General features: G+C 41.0%; 19 protein-coding genes. All 19 read left to right on the forward strand.

Features of this window, described 5'->3' with window-relative positions; all coding sequences use genetic code 11:
* The first annotated feature begins 9 nt into the window (after positions 1-9).
* The 19 genes from N8N51_RS05130 to N8N51_RS05220 all read left to right on the forward strand — a co-directional run bounded on the left by N8N51_RS05130 (position 10) and on the right by N8N51_RS05220 (position 13492).
* Complete coding sequence (locus N8N51_RS05130; RefSeq protein WP_049500668.1) at positions 10-411, forward strand: phage tail assembly chaperone; 402 nt, start codon at positions 10-12, stop codon at positions 409-411.
* Between the two features lie 165 nt (positions 412-576).
* The gene (locus tag N8N51_RS05135) at positions 577-3021 is read left to right on the forward strand and encodes a tape measure protein (RefSeq protein WP_261103731.1); all 2445 of its coding nucleotides are present in this window, start codon (positions 577-579) and stop codon (positions 3019-3021) included.
* Between the two features lie 14 nt (positions 3022-3035).
* On the forward strand, positions 3036-3698 hold the full coding sequence (locus tag N8N51_RS05140) for a LysM peptidoglycan-binding domain-containing protein (RefSeq protein ID WP_261091217.1): 663 nt from the start codon (positions 3036-3038) through the stop codon (positions 3696-3698).
* Positions 3695-4660 carry an XkdQ/YqbQ family protein gene (locus N8N51_RS05145; RefSeq protein WP_261043190.1) on the forward strand — a complete coding sequence of 322 codons (966 nt, stop codon included), beginning with the start codon at positions 3695-3697 and terminating at the stop codon, positions 4658-4660. The genes N8N51_RS05140 and N8N51_RS05145 overlap by 4 nt, the downstream gene beginning before the upstream one ends.
* Positions 4661-4957: a DUF2577 domain-containing protein gene (locus tag N8N51_RS05150; protein ID WP_261103732.1), complete on the forward strand. Its 297-nt coding sequence runs from the start codon at positions 4661-4663 to the stop codon at positions 4955-4957.
* Positions 4954-5352, forward strand: a complete 399-nt coding sequence (locus N8N51_RS05155; RefSeq protein ID WP_000106741.1) for a DUF2634 domain-containing protein — start codon at positions 4954-4956, stop codon at positions 5350-5352. The genes N8N51_RS05150 and N8N51_RS05155 overlap by 4 nt, the downstream gene beginning before the upstream one ends.
* Positions 5349-6404 carry a baseplate J/gp47 family protein gene (locus N8N51_RS05160; protein ID WP_173234955.1) on the forward strand — a complete coding sequence of 352 codons (1056 nt, stop codon included), beginning with the start codon at positions 5349-5351 and terminating at the stop codon, positions 6402-6404. The genes N8N51_RS05155 and N8N51_RS05160 overlap by 4 nt, the downstream gene beginning before the upstream one ends.
* Positions 6391-6909 (forward strand): hypothetical protein, encoded by a 519-nt coding sequence (locus N8N51_RS05165; RefSeq protein ID WP_194252091.1) that lies wholly within the window; start codon positions 6391-6393, stop codon positions 6907-6909. The genes N8N51_RS05160 and N8N51_RS05165 overlap by 14 nt, the downstream gene beginning before the upstream one ends.
* Positions 6910-6919: 10 nt before the next feature.
* Positions 6920-7870 carry a hypothetical protein gene (locus N8N51_RS05170; RefSeq protein WP_261103733.1) on the forward strand — a complete coding sequence of 317 codons (951 nt, stop codon included), beginning with the start codon at positions 6920-6922 and terminating at the stop codon, positions 7868-7870.
* Positions 7871-7874: 4 nt separating this feature from the next.
* Positions 7875-8363 (forward strand): phage upper tail fiber protein, encoded by a 489-nt coding sequence (locus tag N8N51_RS05175; RefSeq protein ID WP_261103734.1) that lies wholly within the window; start codon positions 7875-7877, stop codon positions 8361-8363.
* Between the two features lie 8 nt (positions 8364-8371).
* The gene (locus N8N51_RS05180; RefSeq protein ID WP_261103735.1) at positions 8372-8758 is read left to right on the forward strand and encodes a hypothetical protein; all 387 of its coding nucleotides are present in this window, start codon (positions 8372-8374) and stop codon (positions 8756-8758) included.
* 6 nt (positions 8759-8764) lie between these two features.
* Positions 8765-9496 carry a hypothetical protein gene (locus tag N8N51_RS05185; RefSeq protein WP_261103736.1) on the forward strand — a complete coding sequence of 244 codons (732 nt, stop codon included), beginning with the start codon at positions 8765-8767 and terminating at the stop codon, positions 9494-9496.
* A gap of 11 nt (positions 9497-9507) precedes the next feature.
* Positions 9508-9948 carry a hypothetical protein gene (locus N8N51_RS05190; protein ID WP_261103737.1) on the forward strand — a complete coding sequence of 147 codons (441 nt, stop codon included), beginning with the start codon at positions 9508-9510 and terminating at the stop codon, positions 9946-9948.
* A 13-nt stretch (positions 9949-9961) separates the two neighbouring features.
* A complete protein-coding gene (locus N8N51_RS05195) occupies positions 9962-10447 on the forward strand; it encodes a hypothetical protein (RefSeq protein ID WP_261103739.1) in 486 nt (161 codons plus the stop codon).
* 4 nt (positions 10448-10451) lie between these two features.
* Complete coding sequence (locus tag N8N51_RS05200) at positions 10452-10772, forward strand: hypothetical protein (RefSeq protein WP_261103741.1); 321 nt, start codon at positions 10452-10454, stop codon at positions 10770-10772.
* A 5-nt stretch (positions 10773-10777) separates the two neighbouring features.
* Entirely contained in the window at positions 10778-11494 is a 717-nt protein-coding gene (locus N8N51_RS05205; protein WP_261103742.1) for a hypothetical protein, read from the forward strand.
* A gap of 14 nt (positions 11495-11508) precedes the next feature.
* On the forward strand, positions 11509-11766 hold the full coding sequence (locus tag N8N51_RS05210; RefSeq protein WP_261103743.1) for a phage holin: 258 nt from the start codon (positions 11509-11511) through the stop codon (positions 11764-11766).
* Between the two features lie 2 nt (positions 11767-11768).
* Positions 11769-12719: an N-acetylmuramoyl-L-alanine amidase gene (locus tag N8N51_RS05215; protein WP_261103745.1), complete on the forward strand. Its 951-nt coding sequence runs from the start codon at positions 11769-11771 to the stop codon at positions 12717-12719.
* Between the two features lie 257 nt (positions 12720-12976).
* On the forward strand, positions 12977-13492 hold the full coding sequence (locus tag N8N51_RS05220) for a hypothetical protein (protein ID WP_261103747.1): 516 nt from the start codon (positions 12977-12979) through the stop codon (positions 13490-13492).
* Positions 13493-13591 lie beyond the last annotated feature (99 nt).

The following is a 13591-nucleotide window of genomic DNA, read 5'->3' on the forward strand; positions in this document are numbered from 1 at the left end:
GAAATAGTGGTGAGTGGATTACAAGCGTTTTTGAAACAAAACAAAAAAGGGGAAGAGACTAAGGATGTCTTGCTTCCTTCTTTTGAGGAACCAGTTAAAATTCGAGTGTTGAGCGCTCGTGAAGCGGACTTAATCAATGACCGTTGCTTTGTCAATAAGCCTGGTCGTAACGGACGTCAAGAGCGTGTTTTTGACGGTGTTAAATATAACCGTGAAATCTGTATTGCGTCTATCGTGGTTCCTGACCTTAACGATAAAGAATTGCAAGATTCTTATGGAGCAATGGGAGCTTCTGAGCTATTCGGTACTATGTTTAACTGGGGCGAAAGCGCCTTGATTTTGGAAGCTGTGACCGAACTCAGCGGTATCAACCAAACATTCCAAGACAAGGTTGACGAGGCAAAAAACTAATAAAAGAGGACGCGGAGGCACAACTTGCCTACTTCGCCCTCGTAAACTATTACATTCGCCCTAGTGAATTTGTGAATATGGATGTAGAAGAAAAAGCCTTTTTCGCTGCAGTCATGCATGAAGAGGCGAAACAACGTAAAAGAATGAAGAAGTGAGGTGATTCTATTGGCAAATATACAAACAACCATGTCTTTGACCGATAGAGTCACAGGCACTTTAAGTAAAATCTATGCGACTATGGAGCGTGTCAAAAACGCAGGTTCTGGCATAGATAAAGCCATGAAGGCTCAAGAATCCGCTATGAAAAAAGCTGGCGATTCTGGTCAATATTTTGTCAATAAAGCTGGGCGAGTCATTGATATCAATGGTAGATTTGTAAATAGCGCAACTCTAGCAGCTGCAGGGCTAAAAAAAGAAGAACTGGCTCTAAGAGATTTAGGGAATGCCTCTAATAATGCTTCTAACAAACTAAGTAGGTTAGTATCTTTGAAAGGATTGTTGAAGACCGCTTTAGCTGGTATTGCAGTCGGTAAAATTACCAAACAAGCTATAGGTATGTCAGACGAGTATGCTAATATGCACGCTCGTTTAGATATGATTCGTGACGGTATGCAGACGACAGAGGAACTACAAAAGTCTATCTATACATCCGCACAACGTACAGGCTCAGCCTATACAACCATGGCAAACGGTGTCGCTAAGATGCGGATGCAGGCTGGCGATGTTTTCCAAAACAATGGCGAAACAATTGCCTTTTTGGAAACCGTGAATAAATCCTTTGTAGTCGGTGGAGCAAGCATTGAAGAACAAAAAAGCGCTATGCTTCAGCTTACTCAGGCTATGGCTAGTGGTAAATTGCAGGGTGATGAGTTACGTTCTCTAGCTGAGACTTCACCAGCCTTAATCCAAGCCATCGCAAACAAGCTAGGTGTTAGCCGTGGCGAGGTTAAGAAACTTGGAGCAGACGGTAAGATTACAGCCGACATTGTCAAAACTGCCATGCTAGATGCAAGCGAAGCGATTGATCAACAATTCCGCAACATGCCAATGACATGGGGCAGGGCATGGCAGAACTTCCTGAACTTTGTGACCAAGGCGTTTGAGCCAATATCGATTAAGATAAATCAGATAGTGAACTCGTCAGCCTTCCAACAATTTGCCCAAATTGTAGCTACGGTGATTCAATATGTCGTCCAAGCCGTTATTTTTGCTATGGATATGATTGGGGCTGTCTGGAGTATGTTAGCGCCGATTGCTCAATTTGTCATCGATAACTGGTCTGTTATTCAACCGATTATTATTGCTGTAGCAATAGCTATAGGGACTTATATAGTCGCAATGAACGCAGCAAGTATAGTGACTAATCTATTTAGTATTGCTACAAATGTTGCGAAATCTGCAATGGCTGGTTTGAATGCAGTGATGGCAATGAATCCAATCATGTTGATCGTCATGGCAGTCATTATTCTTATCGGCCTCTTCTATGCCTTGGTCGCATGGTTTAACAATCTTACTGGTGCAGCTTTATCAGCCACTGGAATTATCATGGGAGCGATATTCGCCCTGGGTATGATGATTTGGAATGTGATTCTCGGGATTATCAATATCATTATCTTTGTAATTAATCTTATTATGCAGGTAGTATTTGGATTAATAAACGGAATCATGGCGATTGGAATGGGAATCTATAGTTTTATCTTGACATTGATTGCTGGGCTACTTCAATTAATCGATGCATTTGTTACTGGTATTGTGAATCTTTGGAATGAGATGGCCTTTATGTGTCAAAGCGCTTGGTATGATATTGCCCAAGGAGGTAAATCTATGGCTGTTGCTATCGCAGGTTTTGTTGATAGCATGGTTAATAGTGTTATCAGTGCAGTCGAGGGCATGATTAACTCTGTTCTTAGCGGATTTAATAGCATGATTGGCTTCTTAAATGGGTTCGGTCTAAATCTAAGCGCTGTTGGAACGGTTTCTCTTGGTCGGACGAACTTCGCCGGCGATATTGCTGGAGCTATCGGTGATATGGAGAAACCAGTCAAGAAAACCTTTGAAGGCTTGCATTTAGCGGACGGGATTCTCCAACATCAGGCTAATTTAAAAACACCGCATTTTGATGCTCCAAAACTGGATTATCTTGAATTTGGTAGCGTCGGTGGAGCATTTAATAACGGTTATAATTTTGGTCAAGGTATCGATAAGGCTGTCGGTGGTTTCTTCAAAGGAACTGGAGATGCCAACGGTGCAGGAAATAATTTCTTGGGCGACCAAGGAAAAACACCTTACGAACTCAGCCCAGCAAGCTCAGCCCCTGGACAAGGAGACGGAGGAAAAGGCGGTGGCGGTGGGCACAACCCTACTGGTGGTAAATTAGACAAAGTCGGCAAGATTGAAGATGAAATCAAACTGGACGATGAATACATCAAGTTAATTAAGGATGTCGCGACTATGAAGTGGCAACAGAACTTTATTACCTTGAAACCAGAGATTGTCACCAACATTGACTCCATTAACAACGCTGGCCAGTATGCCAATGTATTGGATGATTTGAATGCAACCATTGTAGACGCTTTGAATAACGGCGCTGACGGCCTTATGGCTTACTAGGAAGGAGGTAGCAGATGTTTATATTTATTGAAGGCATTAAATTGCCAGTGAATCCAGAAGAAATCAAACTGGAGGACAAACAAGGAATTGAGACAGTCGCTATCATCGATACCGGTAACGTTCCGCTTGTCGGAAATCCAGAGCTTCAATCGATTGAGTTTGAATCCTTTATTCCTAGTGGAAGATACGACGGAAATTACCAACGGAATAGCCGTGTCTCTCCAGAATCCTTTGTATCATCTATTCGTAAATTTAAGACTGAAGGTACTCCTATTCAACTTATGATTGGGGGTGCTTTTGGGTCTGCTATTAATGGGAAATTTCTAGTGGAACAGTTCGATGTCTCTACCAAGACGGGATATGAAAATGACCTGATTTATAAGATTAAGTTCTTGCAATATCGGTCTCACAAGCCACGTAAGGTCACTATTAAAGACAAAAAAGCACTTGAGGCTACTAAAAAGAAACCTCAGGCAAAAGCTACTGAAGAACGTAGCCCTACGACTGAGAAACCTGCTCAAAAAAGCCATACGGTGGTAAGCGGTGATACACTGTGGGGGATTGCTCAAACTTTTTATGGAGATGGCAGCCGATATACTGAAATTTACGAAGCCAACAAAGACAAAATCAAAGACCCTCATTGGATTTATCCTGGACAGGAGTTTGTGATACCATGATGCAATTATTTTATCAGAACAATAAAACTGGAGATACATGGGATTTAGCAACTGTGTCTGAAAAGGTCGAATTCAAGACAACTAGAAAAGGGTCAGCTTGGAGCGTGGAGATTACCTTGTACAACTCTACAAAAGTAGCTTTTGAATACGGTTCTCCGCTTGCTTTTAAGCTAGATGATAAAGAGGTATTCTTTGGTTATTTGACGAAAATCAAGTACGAAAAAGATACCAAAACAACCTTGACCTTCCACGACCAGATAAAGTATTTGCTACGCAATATCAACTTCGTTGCCAGGGATAAAAACGTCAATCAAATCGTCTCGGCAATCGCAGGAGATTTTGATTTGAAGATTGGGGAACTAAAAGCCCCAGCCGTGACCTTATCCCCTCAGTTGAAGGAAGACAAGAAGGCTCTGGATATTATCCAAGAAGCCATGGACGAGACTTTGGTACAAAGTGGAGAATTGCTGGTTTTGTATGATAAGTTCGGAGAGTTGACGCTAACGACTCCGAAAAACTTACCAATCCAATACATCATCGGTAATGAATCCTTTATGTCTAGTTTTGAGTTTGAAGGTTCGATTGAGGATAGTGCTAATATTGTCCGCTTAATCCAAGAGAACAAAGAAACCAAAAAGAGAGAGGTCTACATTTATCAGGATAGCTACAATATCGGAGCTTGGGGAAAACTCCAGTACATGAAAAAAGTGGATGAGAAAGCAACTGAGGGGCAAATCAAGCAATGGGGCGAAATGCTCTTGAAGATGAAAAACCGTCCCAAAGAAACTTTCAGTCTAAAAGCTGATATTGGAAGTATTGACTTTTTAGCAGGTCATGCAGTCTATGTGGATGTCAAGGATATTGAGAAGAAGGGGTGGTATGTCATTGAAGAGGCAACTCATTCCTTCAGTGCAGAAAAGCACACGATGGAAATTAAATTATTCATGGCAGGAAGTGAGTAGATGGAAGTAATAGAAAATCTAAAGAAATTGATTAGTAATTTCATTGAAAATCGCCAGTTCGCGAAGATAACGACTGGTGTTGTTTTATCGGTTTCTCCCCTCAAAATCCAATTGACCAATGAGTTGATTTTAGATGATTCCATGCTTGCTGTCACATGGACCGATGAAGAATTGGATCCTGAGTATGTTGGCCAAACCCTTCATCTCATCAGACAAGATGGTGGAGGGTTTTATTATGTCTTGTACAAGAAAATTTTCCACTACAAACGCAAAGTGAAAGGGGGTTCTGATGAATGAGTACTCCTAAAACAAACTTTTTAAACATCGCTAAAAATGTTGTCGAAGCTAAGAAACAGCCTAGCTTAACACTAGATGAAACCAATATCTTGCTAGAAACAGATGGCATTCACGCTCTGAAGCAATCAATCAGACGCATGCTGACAACTGAACGGTTCATCTATACAATTTATGACCATCGCTACGGTGTTGAATTAGACGCCTTATTTGGTGGGGATATGGACTATGCCCAGATGGATATCGCACGGCGCATAAAAGAGGCCTTGTATGAAGATGACAGGATTCATGAGGCTCATTCTTTTTCTACTAAGGTAAAGAAAGATGAGTTTTATGTGCAGTTCATGGTTGATAGTGATTTTGGAACATTTGAGATGGATTTGGAGGTGAAACGATGATAAAGGTAAAAACATATCCAGAAATTTTAGAGGATATGCTGGCCTTGTTTGATGATAAGTATGACAAAAGACAAGGATCTGTCTTGTACAATCTAGTTGCGCCTGCAGCTCGAGAAGTTGCCATTCAGTATACGGTCTTAAAATCGTATGAGGAAGTCAACTTTTTGGATACGAGTACAGGAATCTTCCTAACTCGATTATGTAGGCAGTTCGGAGTTGAACGCTTGCCAGCTACGGCATCGGTCCGATTGGTTCAATTCAAACAGGAAATCCCACTCGGAACCCGCTTCAGCGTGGTTAATAGTGAGTATAACTTCCGTGTCTTGGAACGTCGCTCTGGGTTTGAGTACAGTGTAGTAGCTGAACAAGTCGGAAATGCACCTAACTATGTAAGAGGTCAACTCATCAACATTGATGTGTTGAATGGTTTTAAAGGGGCAGAAATCGGCTCTGTTATCGTCGTAGGAGAAGACGAAGAGACGGATAAACAACTCCGTAAACGTACCATTGAGTACTTGAAAACACCGACTTTGAACGGGAATATCGCCCAATACAAGAAGTGGGCCAGCGAGTTTGTTGGTGTTGGTTCAGCTTTGGTAGAGCCACTTTGGAAAGGCGAAAATACAGTACGTGTATCTATTACAGATGCTGACGGTAATGAAGCGAGTGCAGAGCTGGTAAATAAGTTCAAGAATTACTTGGATCCTGAACCGAGTGGCCACGGATTAGGCGTTGCTCCGATTGGTGCTTATGTGACAGTGCAGTCTGTAAGTGGCTACGACGTTCGTATTACCGCAACGATCAAGATTGATGAAGATGTAGATATCGAAACCATCAAGCACGAGGCGAAAGTCCAACTCATTAAATACTTACGTGAAGAAGCATTTGAAGAGAAAGAGGTTCGAAATTATAAAGTTGCCACGATCATTGACAGAATTAATGGGGTTCGAGATGTGGACCGTATTTTGTTGAATGACAGGGAACAAAGTATTGAGCTTTCTACAAACATGCTTCCGAAACTAGCGGAGGTAACTATCAATGTCACAAGTTAGATATCGTATGTTATCGGCTTTGCCAGAGGTCTTAGATCCAACCATCAACGATTTGTTTGAAACTGAAATTCCAGAGCTGGAATTGATTACAGACTTAATCTTTGATACCAGACGGTTGATGTTGTTGCCAGAAGCGACGGAAGACTGGATTACACGTTGGGAAAAGGCTCTTCAGGTAAAACCGAAAACAATTGACTTGGAAGAACGAAGGCGGTATCTAATCACTTTAATTTCTTCCAAAATAAAAATAAACTCAGTGAGTTTGCAAAAAATTACAAAGAGCTTTACGAATGTCAATAATTTAGTAACGGTCAAGGGTTCGGCGGTACATATTCGATTTTTAGGAGAATTACCGACCGGATATTTGAACCGTTTTTTAAAGTATGTACGTGAATTGATTCCTGCTCATTTAGGAATTCAATTCTCAGTTGAAGCACCTATGATGAACGCGATTTATATCGGTGCTCACACGTTTAGAGACATTCGTTCGGTTCGATTTGAATAGGAGGAAATAAATGGGATATTTTATCCAACCTATTGTGACTGATAAAGCAATCAGCGAAACAGCCTTGGCTATTCAAAATAGAGAACCACTGGTTTTTACTCGAATAGCTTTGGGTAGTGGTCGACATCAGACAGACACTGGCAAGAAGAACGATGTAGCTCAAATAGTTCATTCTCTGCAAGTGACACAGTCTTTATCGACGGATGTAGCTGATACGATTCGTCTCACAGCGAGGTTTGATAACTCACGGATTGAGCGTGAAATGATTATCAATGAAATCGGTGTATTTGCTAAACGTGGAAATCACGAAGAGTTCATGTATATGTATACTTGGGCGGAGCAGGGGGATGTGATTCCTCCCAAAACATCTGCTTATGTATATCGAGACTATGATTTCAATACGACTATTAGTAAGAATAGTCAGATTACCATTCAATACAATGCGACTGACTTGGTTTATGCAACTGTCCCTGAATTGAAAGCGACAGAAAGGAAGTTGCAGACTAATATCGATAATCACATTAGAGATACTGCCCGTCACGTTTCTGACCAGGAACGAACACGCTGGAACGGGAAAGCCGACGCAAGTCACAGGCACAAGGTTGCAGACATCGACGGTCTGCCTGAAAAAATTGATGAGGTCACTAGAAGCAAGGCTGAGAAGGTTGACTTAACTGGTCACATCAACAACCGCAACAACCCACACGGTGTTACCAAGGCGCAGGTAGGCTTGGGGAATGTGGACAACGTAAGACAAGCCAGTTATACAGACCATGAAGCGACTAAAAGAGAAGTTAATGAGCAAGAACAACGATTGTCATTGCTGGAAGAAATGGTATTACAGAATGCGTTCTATATACCAATCAAAGCTGAAGATAATGCTAATGTATTGCTAGGTGACGAAAACAACAATTTAGTCGTAGCTGATTGGAAATACCAAATAGTAGAAAGGGAGGAATAGATGAATGGTAATTATGAGCAACCAAGTTAGGAAAGCTACTGATTTGCCAACGTTATCCAACGTATCGGACGGAGATGTGGTGCTGGTTCACAGTGGGGCAGGATTGAAAAAAGTTCCTGTGTCCACTTTGAAACAAACATTTACAACACCACAATCAGCTATATCAGTAGCTACATCAAACACAAACGGTATTGTCAGACCGGATAATCAGACGACAGAGGTGTCAAATGGTGTGCTAAAAGCTAAGACGGCAACTAGTGGACAGGCTGGTGTGGTGCGACCTGATAATTCGACGATTACAATCGATAGCTCGGGTGTTTTGCGAGTAAACAGGTCAGCGCTTGGGATTCCAAGTACACCGTCCGAAGTAGTCGCTAATAAGCTGATTAACCAGAACGGAAATCAGCAAATGAAGTATTGGTATGGATCTAAATATCAATATGAAGCACTCTCAACCAAAGACCCGAACACAATCTATGATGTGTATGAGTAGGTGATACTATGGCTACAAGAGAAGGCATTTATGTTGGAGGACATGAAATAGTTCAACGTTACGTTGGAAGTAGATTAGTATGGGAAAAATTCAATCTAATTCTCATAGGGAGCGGAAACTTTAATTTTAAAGCAGAGGGAAATGATAAAGCTGTTATCAATTTAGATAATGCAAACGGCATTTATTCATTGGAAGATTTAGAAAGATATAAAGAAGCTACAGCTGTAAAAAGGGGTGGTAAAACCTTTAGAATAAATTCAGTGCAATTGACGACAAGGACAGGGTCGTATAATGAATTTTATGGTTCTTTTTCAATTTATTTTAGAAGTAGAACTGATAGAGATACGTTCTTACATTTAGGAACTAACACTTCATTTTATAAAAACAAGAGGTAATTTAACATGGAATTTGTATTAGTAAATAAATTTTTTAGAGTTGGCAAGACGGAAGTCTCTATTCAATGTGACAAGCCGTTTACTTTTTTCACTCGTGAGTTGGAGGGTGACCGCTTGGGTGATACGGATGAAACACTCATTGAAGCAGTTAAAGATGTGCTACGCACCGAGTTAGACCCAACAAGTGCAATTGTACAAGCGCAAGCTAAGTTACAAGAAACTCTAGCTAAATTGGAACAGGCTGAGCAGAAGGTGGCTCAGACAGAAGCCAAACAGACAGCTACAGAACAGACTGTTCAGAAGAATAAAGAAGAAACTGACCGTTTTGGTAAAATCAGCCATGCCTTAGTGTTAGCTTTGGTAACTGGTAAGGTTATCCCTTACGGTACAACATACAAAATTTTGGCAGATTTAATTCCAATTGCAGAAATTGGTAAACGTTATATGGCAAATGATTTAATTGCTATCGAAGACCCAACTCACGTTGAAGTGGATGGTGAGGGTAAGCGTATCTTGGTTCAGTTGAACAAGGAATTTACATATAACGGTGAACCTGCAAGCGACTTTGCCCGAAATGGTCGTCTTGAACTTGATGGAACAGGCGCAGCATGGAAGTTCGAACCTAAAGAACAAAATGCCCCTACAACTGTCGCTCCAGCAACTACAGTTTCTACAACAGCTACCGTGACTCCTGCAGTTTCAGAACCTTCTGCTACAACAGTTGCGCCTAACCAATAACAGGGGTAACTATGGACGTCTTACAACAGATAGAACATTTCTTCATGAACGTGCTACCATCGGCTTCACCAATTATCATCGCTTGGCTTAGCTACAAATTGCCGAAAAAAGCCAAAGAAGAGACGGAGAAAATCGTCTCGGAACTAACCGATGTTAAGAAACAGCTTAAAGATGTCCAGACTACCGCTAAAGATAGCAATTCCAAAATCGACGAAGTGCAAGAAAAATTAAAAATTCACGATAAGGCGCATCTAAATACCATGAAGTTGCGCCTTGATCGTGATATGCGACGGGCTATTAACAGAGGATATACCTCTAGAGATGAATTCTCACTAGTAGAAAGCATGCACAAAATCTATAAAACTCTAGGAGGTAATGGATACATAGATCGTTTATACTGCGATTTTGAGAAATTGGATATTACGACAGATATCTTAATTGATGATAGATAGAAAGAGGTTCAGAATGGGTTGTAACAACCGCAAAGTTAATACAACCAATTTGGCTCGGATTGATGGTGGCGACCTTATTAAGCAAGGGGATTTGTCTTCTACTTTTGGATTTGAATTGTTAGATGAAAATTACCGTGTCATGACCTCGTTTGAGGGGCAAGAAGCGGTTGTTACTCTAACAAAAGGACTACGCAGGTGGAAGACAACTGCTCCCGTCACTAGCCATTCTGTCAATTTTAATTTAGATAGTATTCTACCAAGCGGAAAATATCGAGTGGAAATCTCGGTTGGAGGGTATATCTTCCCAAGCGATAGAGATACTTATATTGAAATTGAAGACTCAGATAAAGAATTGGTTACGGAAGATATCTATAAATTAAAGGAATTAGATATCGTTGAAGAAGTTAAGAAACAACTTGCAGGTAGAATTGCAAGTGAAGGTGGAGCATGTCAGGAAATTCCTGATTTGCTCTTTTATTATAATCTAGGAAAGGTGTGAAAATATGGACACAAGTAAACTAATTGCATTTGCTCAAGCAGTTGGGGTTGACATCAAAGAATTGAAGCAACTTCTTAATGGCAAGGTTGACAATGCGACAGTCACACAACTGATCGAGCAAGCTAAAATTGCTGTCAAAAATGACATTTTGGGTGAGGGTGTATCTGAGGACTTGAACACCCTTAAAGAAATCGCCGAAAAAATTGCAAGCATGAGCGGTAGCACTGAAGGTGCAGTTGTACAAAAAATCTCAGACCTTGGCACACGCATTGACGCTTTTGCCAATCTTGATTTAGTAACAGTATATAATACAGCGAAAGCGTGATTGCCATGAGCAATTTTGAGGAATTTGCTAAGGCTGTCGGTCGTGATGTTAAAACTCTGAATCAAAAGCCTGAACCAAGGCTTACACTGACAGGAAATACCCTCGGTATCGCCGGGGGTAATAATGTCACTCTACCGCTACCTGAAAACGTAGGGCATGAAATCCGTGGCACAGGGTCACCAGAAGGCCGTATCACTGCTGAAATCGGGACAACCTATGTAGATGTAAATGTTACTAATGGCGCATTGAAATGGATCAAAGAAAAAGGTAACGATAACACAGGCTGGCGTGTTCTAATCGGCGATACTGGCTGGAGAACTTTAAGCAGTGTCTCTAGAGCAGGCAACTCGTTCATTAAAATCAGACGAGTAAACAATCTTGTTACTTATCAATTCGGAGGGCTTCAGTGGGGCTGGTTTGGAGTAGGCAGACGAAATGGACCTGGATTTGTAAGACACAACAGCAGTGGAGACAAAGGGGCTAAACTTACTTATCCTAACGGTATTCCCGAAGGTTTTAGAAGCGAGAATTCACTTGTAGGGCCAATTTATGACGACAAGGGTAGACCTTATGGAATTTGGTATTTAGGTGGTAAATCTGACTTAAATTTCATTCAATTCACGTTTAACGAAGACATCCCAACTAACAAAGATATTGGAGATATACGAGTAAGTGCTATCTCATACTTGACAGATGAGGCTTGGCCTACAACATTACCATAAGAAAGGAAAAATATATGATTAATTGGAAACTACGATTAAAAAATAAATACTTTTGGCTGACTGCAATCCCAGCATTCTTGCTTGTCTTGCAAGCTGGTGCAGCAGTCTTTGGATATCATCTAGATTTAGGCGATATTGGCAACAAGCTGATTTTGCTTGTCAATGCGGTATTCGTGTTCTTGACTGCAATCGGTTTGGTCAACGACCCAACGACTAGCGGAATCACAGACAGCACACGAGCTCTAGAATACAAGAAACCAAGTGAGGAATAGGCATGGATATTGATACAAGTAGACTACGCACGGACTTGCCGATTGTTGGGTTTGAGCCTTTCCGTCAGGTTCATGCCCACTCAACAGGCAACCGAAACTCAACCGCTCAGAACGAGGCGGACTACCACTACAGAAAGGACCCTGGACTTGGGTTCTTTTCTCATGTCGTTGGAAACGGTCGTGTCATGCAAGTAGGCCCTGTAAACAAGGGAATGTGGGACGTTGGGGGCGGTTGGAATGCTGAGACCTATGCAGCAGTTGAATTGATTGAAAGCCATTCAACTAAAGAAGAGTTCATGACAGACTATCGCCTCTATATCGAATTGCTACGAAATCTAGCAGATGAAGCAGGTTTGCCGAAAACTCTTGATACAGACGACTTGGCAGGTATCAAAACTCATGAATACTGTACCAATAACCAGCCGGATAACAGTAGCGACCACGTTGACCCGTATCCTTATCTTGCGAAATGGGGTGTTAGCCGTGAACAATTTAAGCGAGATATTGAGAACGGCCTAGGCGCCGAAACAGGCTGGCAGAAGAACGATACAGGCTACTGGTATGTTAAAGAAGACGGCTCTTATCCAAAAGACAAGTTTGAGAAAATCAACGGAACCTGGTATTACTTCGACGGTTCAGGATACATGCTTGCAGACCGCTGGAAGAAGCACTCAGACGGCAACTGGTACTGGTTCGACAACTCAGGCGAAATGGCCACAGGCTGGAAAAAAATCGCTGAGAAGTGGTACTACTTCGACGTAGAAGGCGCCATGAAGACAGGATGGGTCAAGTACAAGGACACATGGTACTACCTCGACAGCAAAAACGGGTATATGGTATCTAATGAATTCGTCAGAGCAGGCCAAGGCTGGTACTACATCAAACCAGACGGAACAATGGCAGAAAAGCCAGAGTTCACAGTAGAACCAGATGGCTTGATTACGACGAAATAATTTCAAAAAATAAAATGAAAGGAAACTTTCTAAATTGTTCTTTCACCGCAGGCTCAGGCTTGCGGTTTTTTTGTTTGACAAAATTCAAAAAATGTGCAAAAATAAGTAGAATTGAAAACAGGAAAAATCTACCTCCTTTCGATTCGCCCAGCCTTTTCTTGAGGCAATGAGGGGGCGGAGAGACGCGCTCGTCAACAGAAGTATCTCATTGGAAATGTTGCTCACTTTTTAGTGAGCTTTTTATCTAAGGAATAGGAATGAAAAGTAAGAAGTTAAAATTAGGTCAAATTGATTTAGAAATGTGCAAGGATTACGACCTTATTCAAGCGATGGATTATGACTTTAAGACAAAGGAAGTAATGAATAAAGGAAGGGGATTTGCGGTAACCGTTGTCAAAATACAGGGGCTAACTTTCTTGATTCCATTTAGAAGTTACATTCCTAAAAAGTATCAGTTGAAGTATAAACTTAGAAATTCGGCAAAAGAAGGATATGTTGAAGGATTAGATATTGGTAAAACATTGATTTTAGAAGATGAAAGTTATTTGTTGAATACAACTTTCCGCCTTCGGAAAATCGAAGATTATTATAAAGTAATGGACAATGATAGAGCTATTATTAATAAGTTGGTAAAAGCAATTATAGACTATAACCACGCTTTGGAAGCAAATGATAGAAATAAACTTGAAGATCCTAAACGTTTTAAATTCTCAACATTTCAGAATTATTCTACTAGATTAAAAGTAATTACAGAAAAAGACTTTTTAGAATAGATGATGTTTCCGCAGGTCGTTTGGTTTGCGGTTTTTTTATTGTTCAAAAACACGCATTTTGAACGATTAGAAACCCAAATTACAATCCTATTGTTCAAA

Source organism: Streptococcus mitis, from assembly GCF_946188685.1.
Classification (GTDB): domain Bacteria; phylum Bacillota; class Bacilli; order Lactobacillales; family Streptococcaceae; genus Streptococcus; species Streptococcus mitis_CC.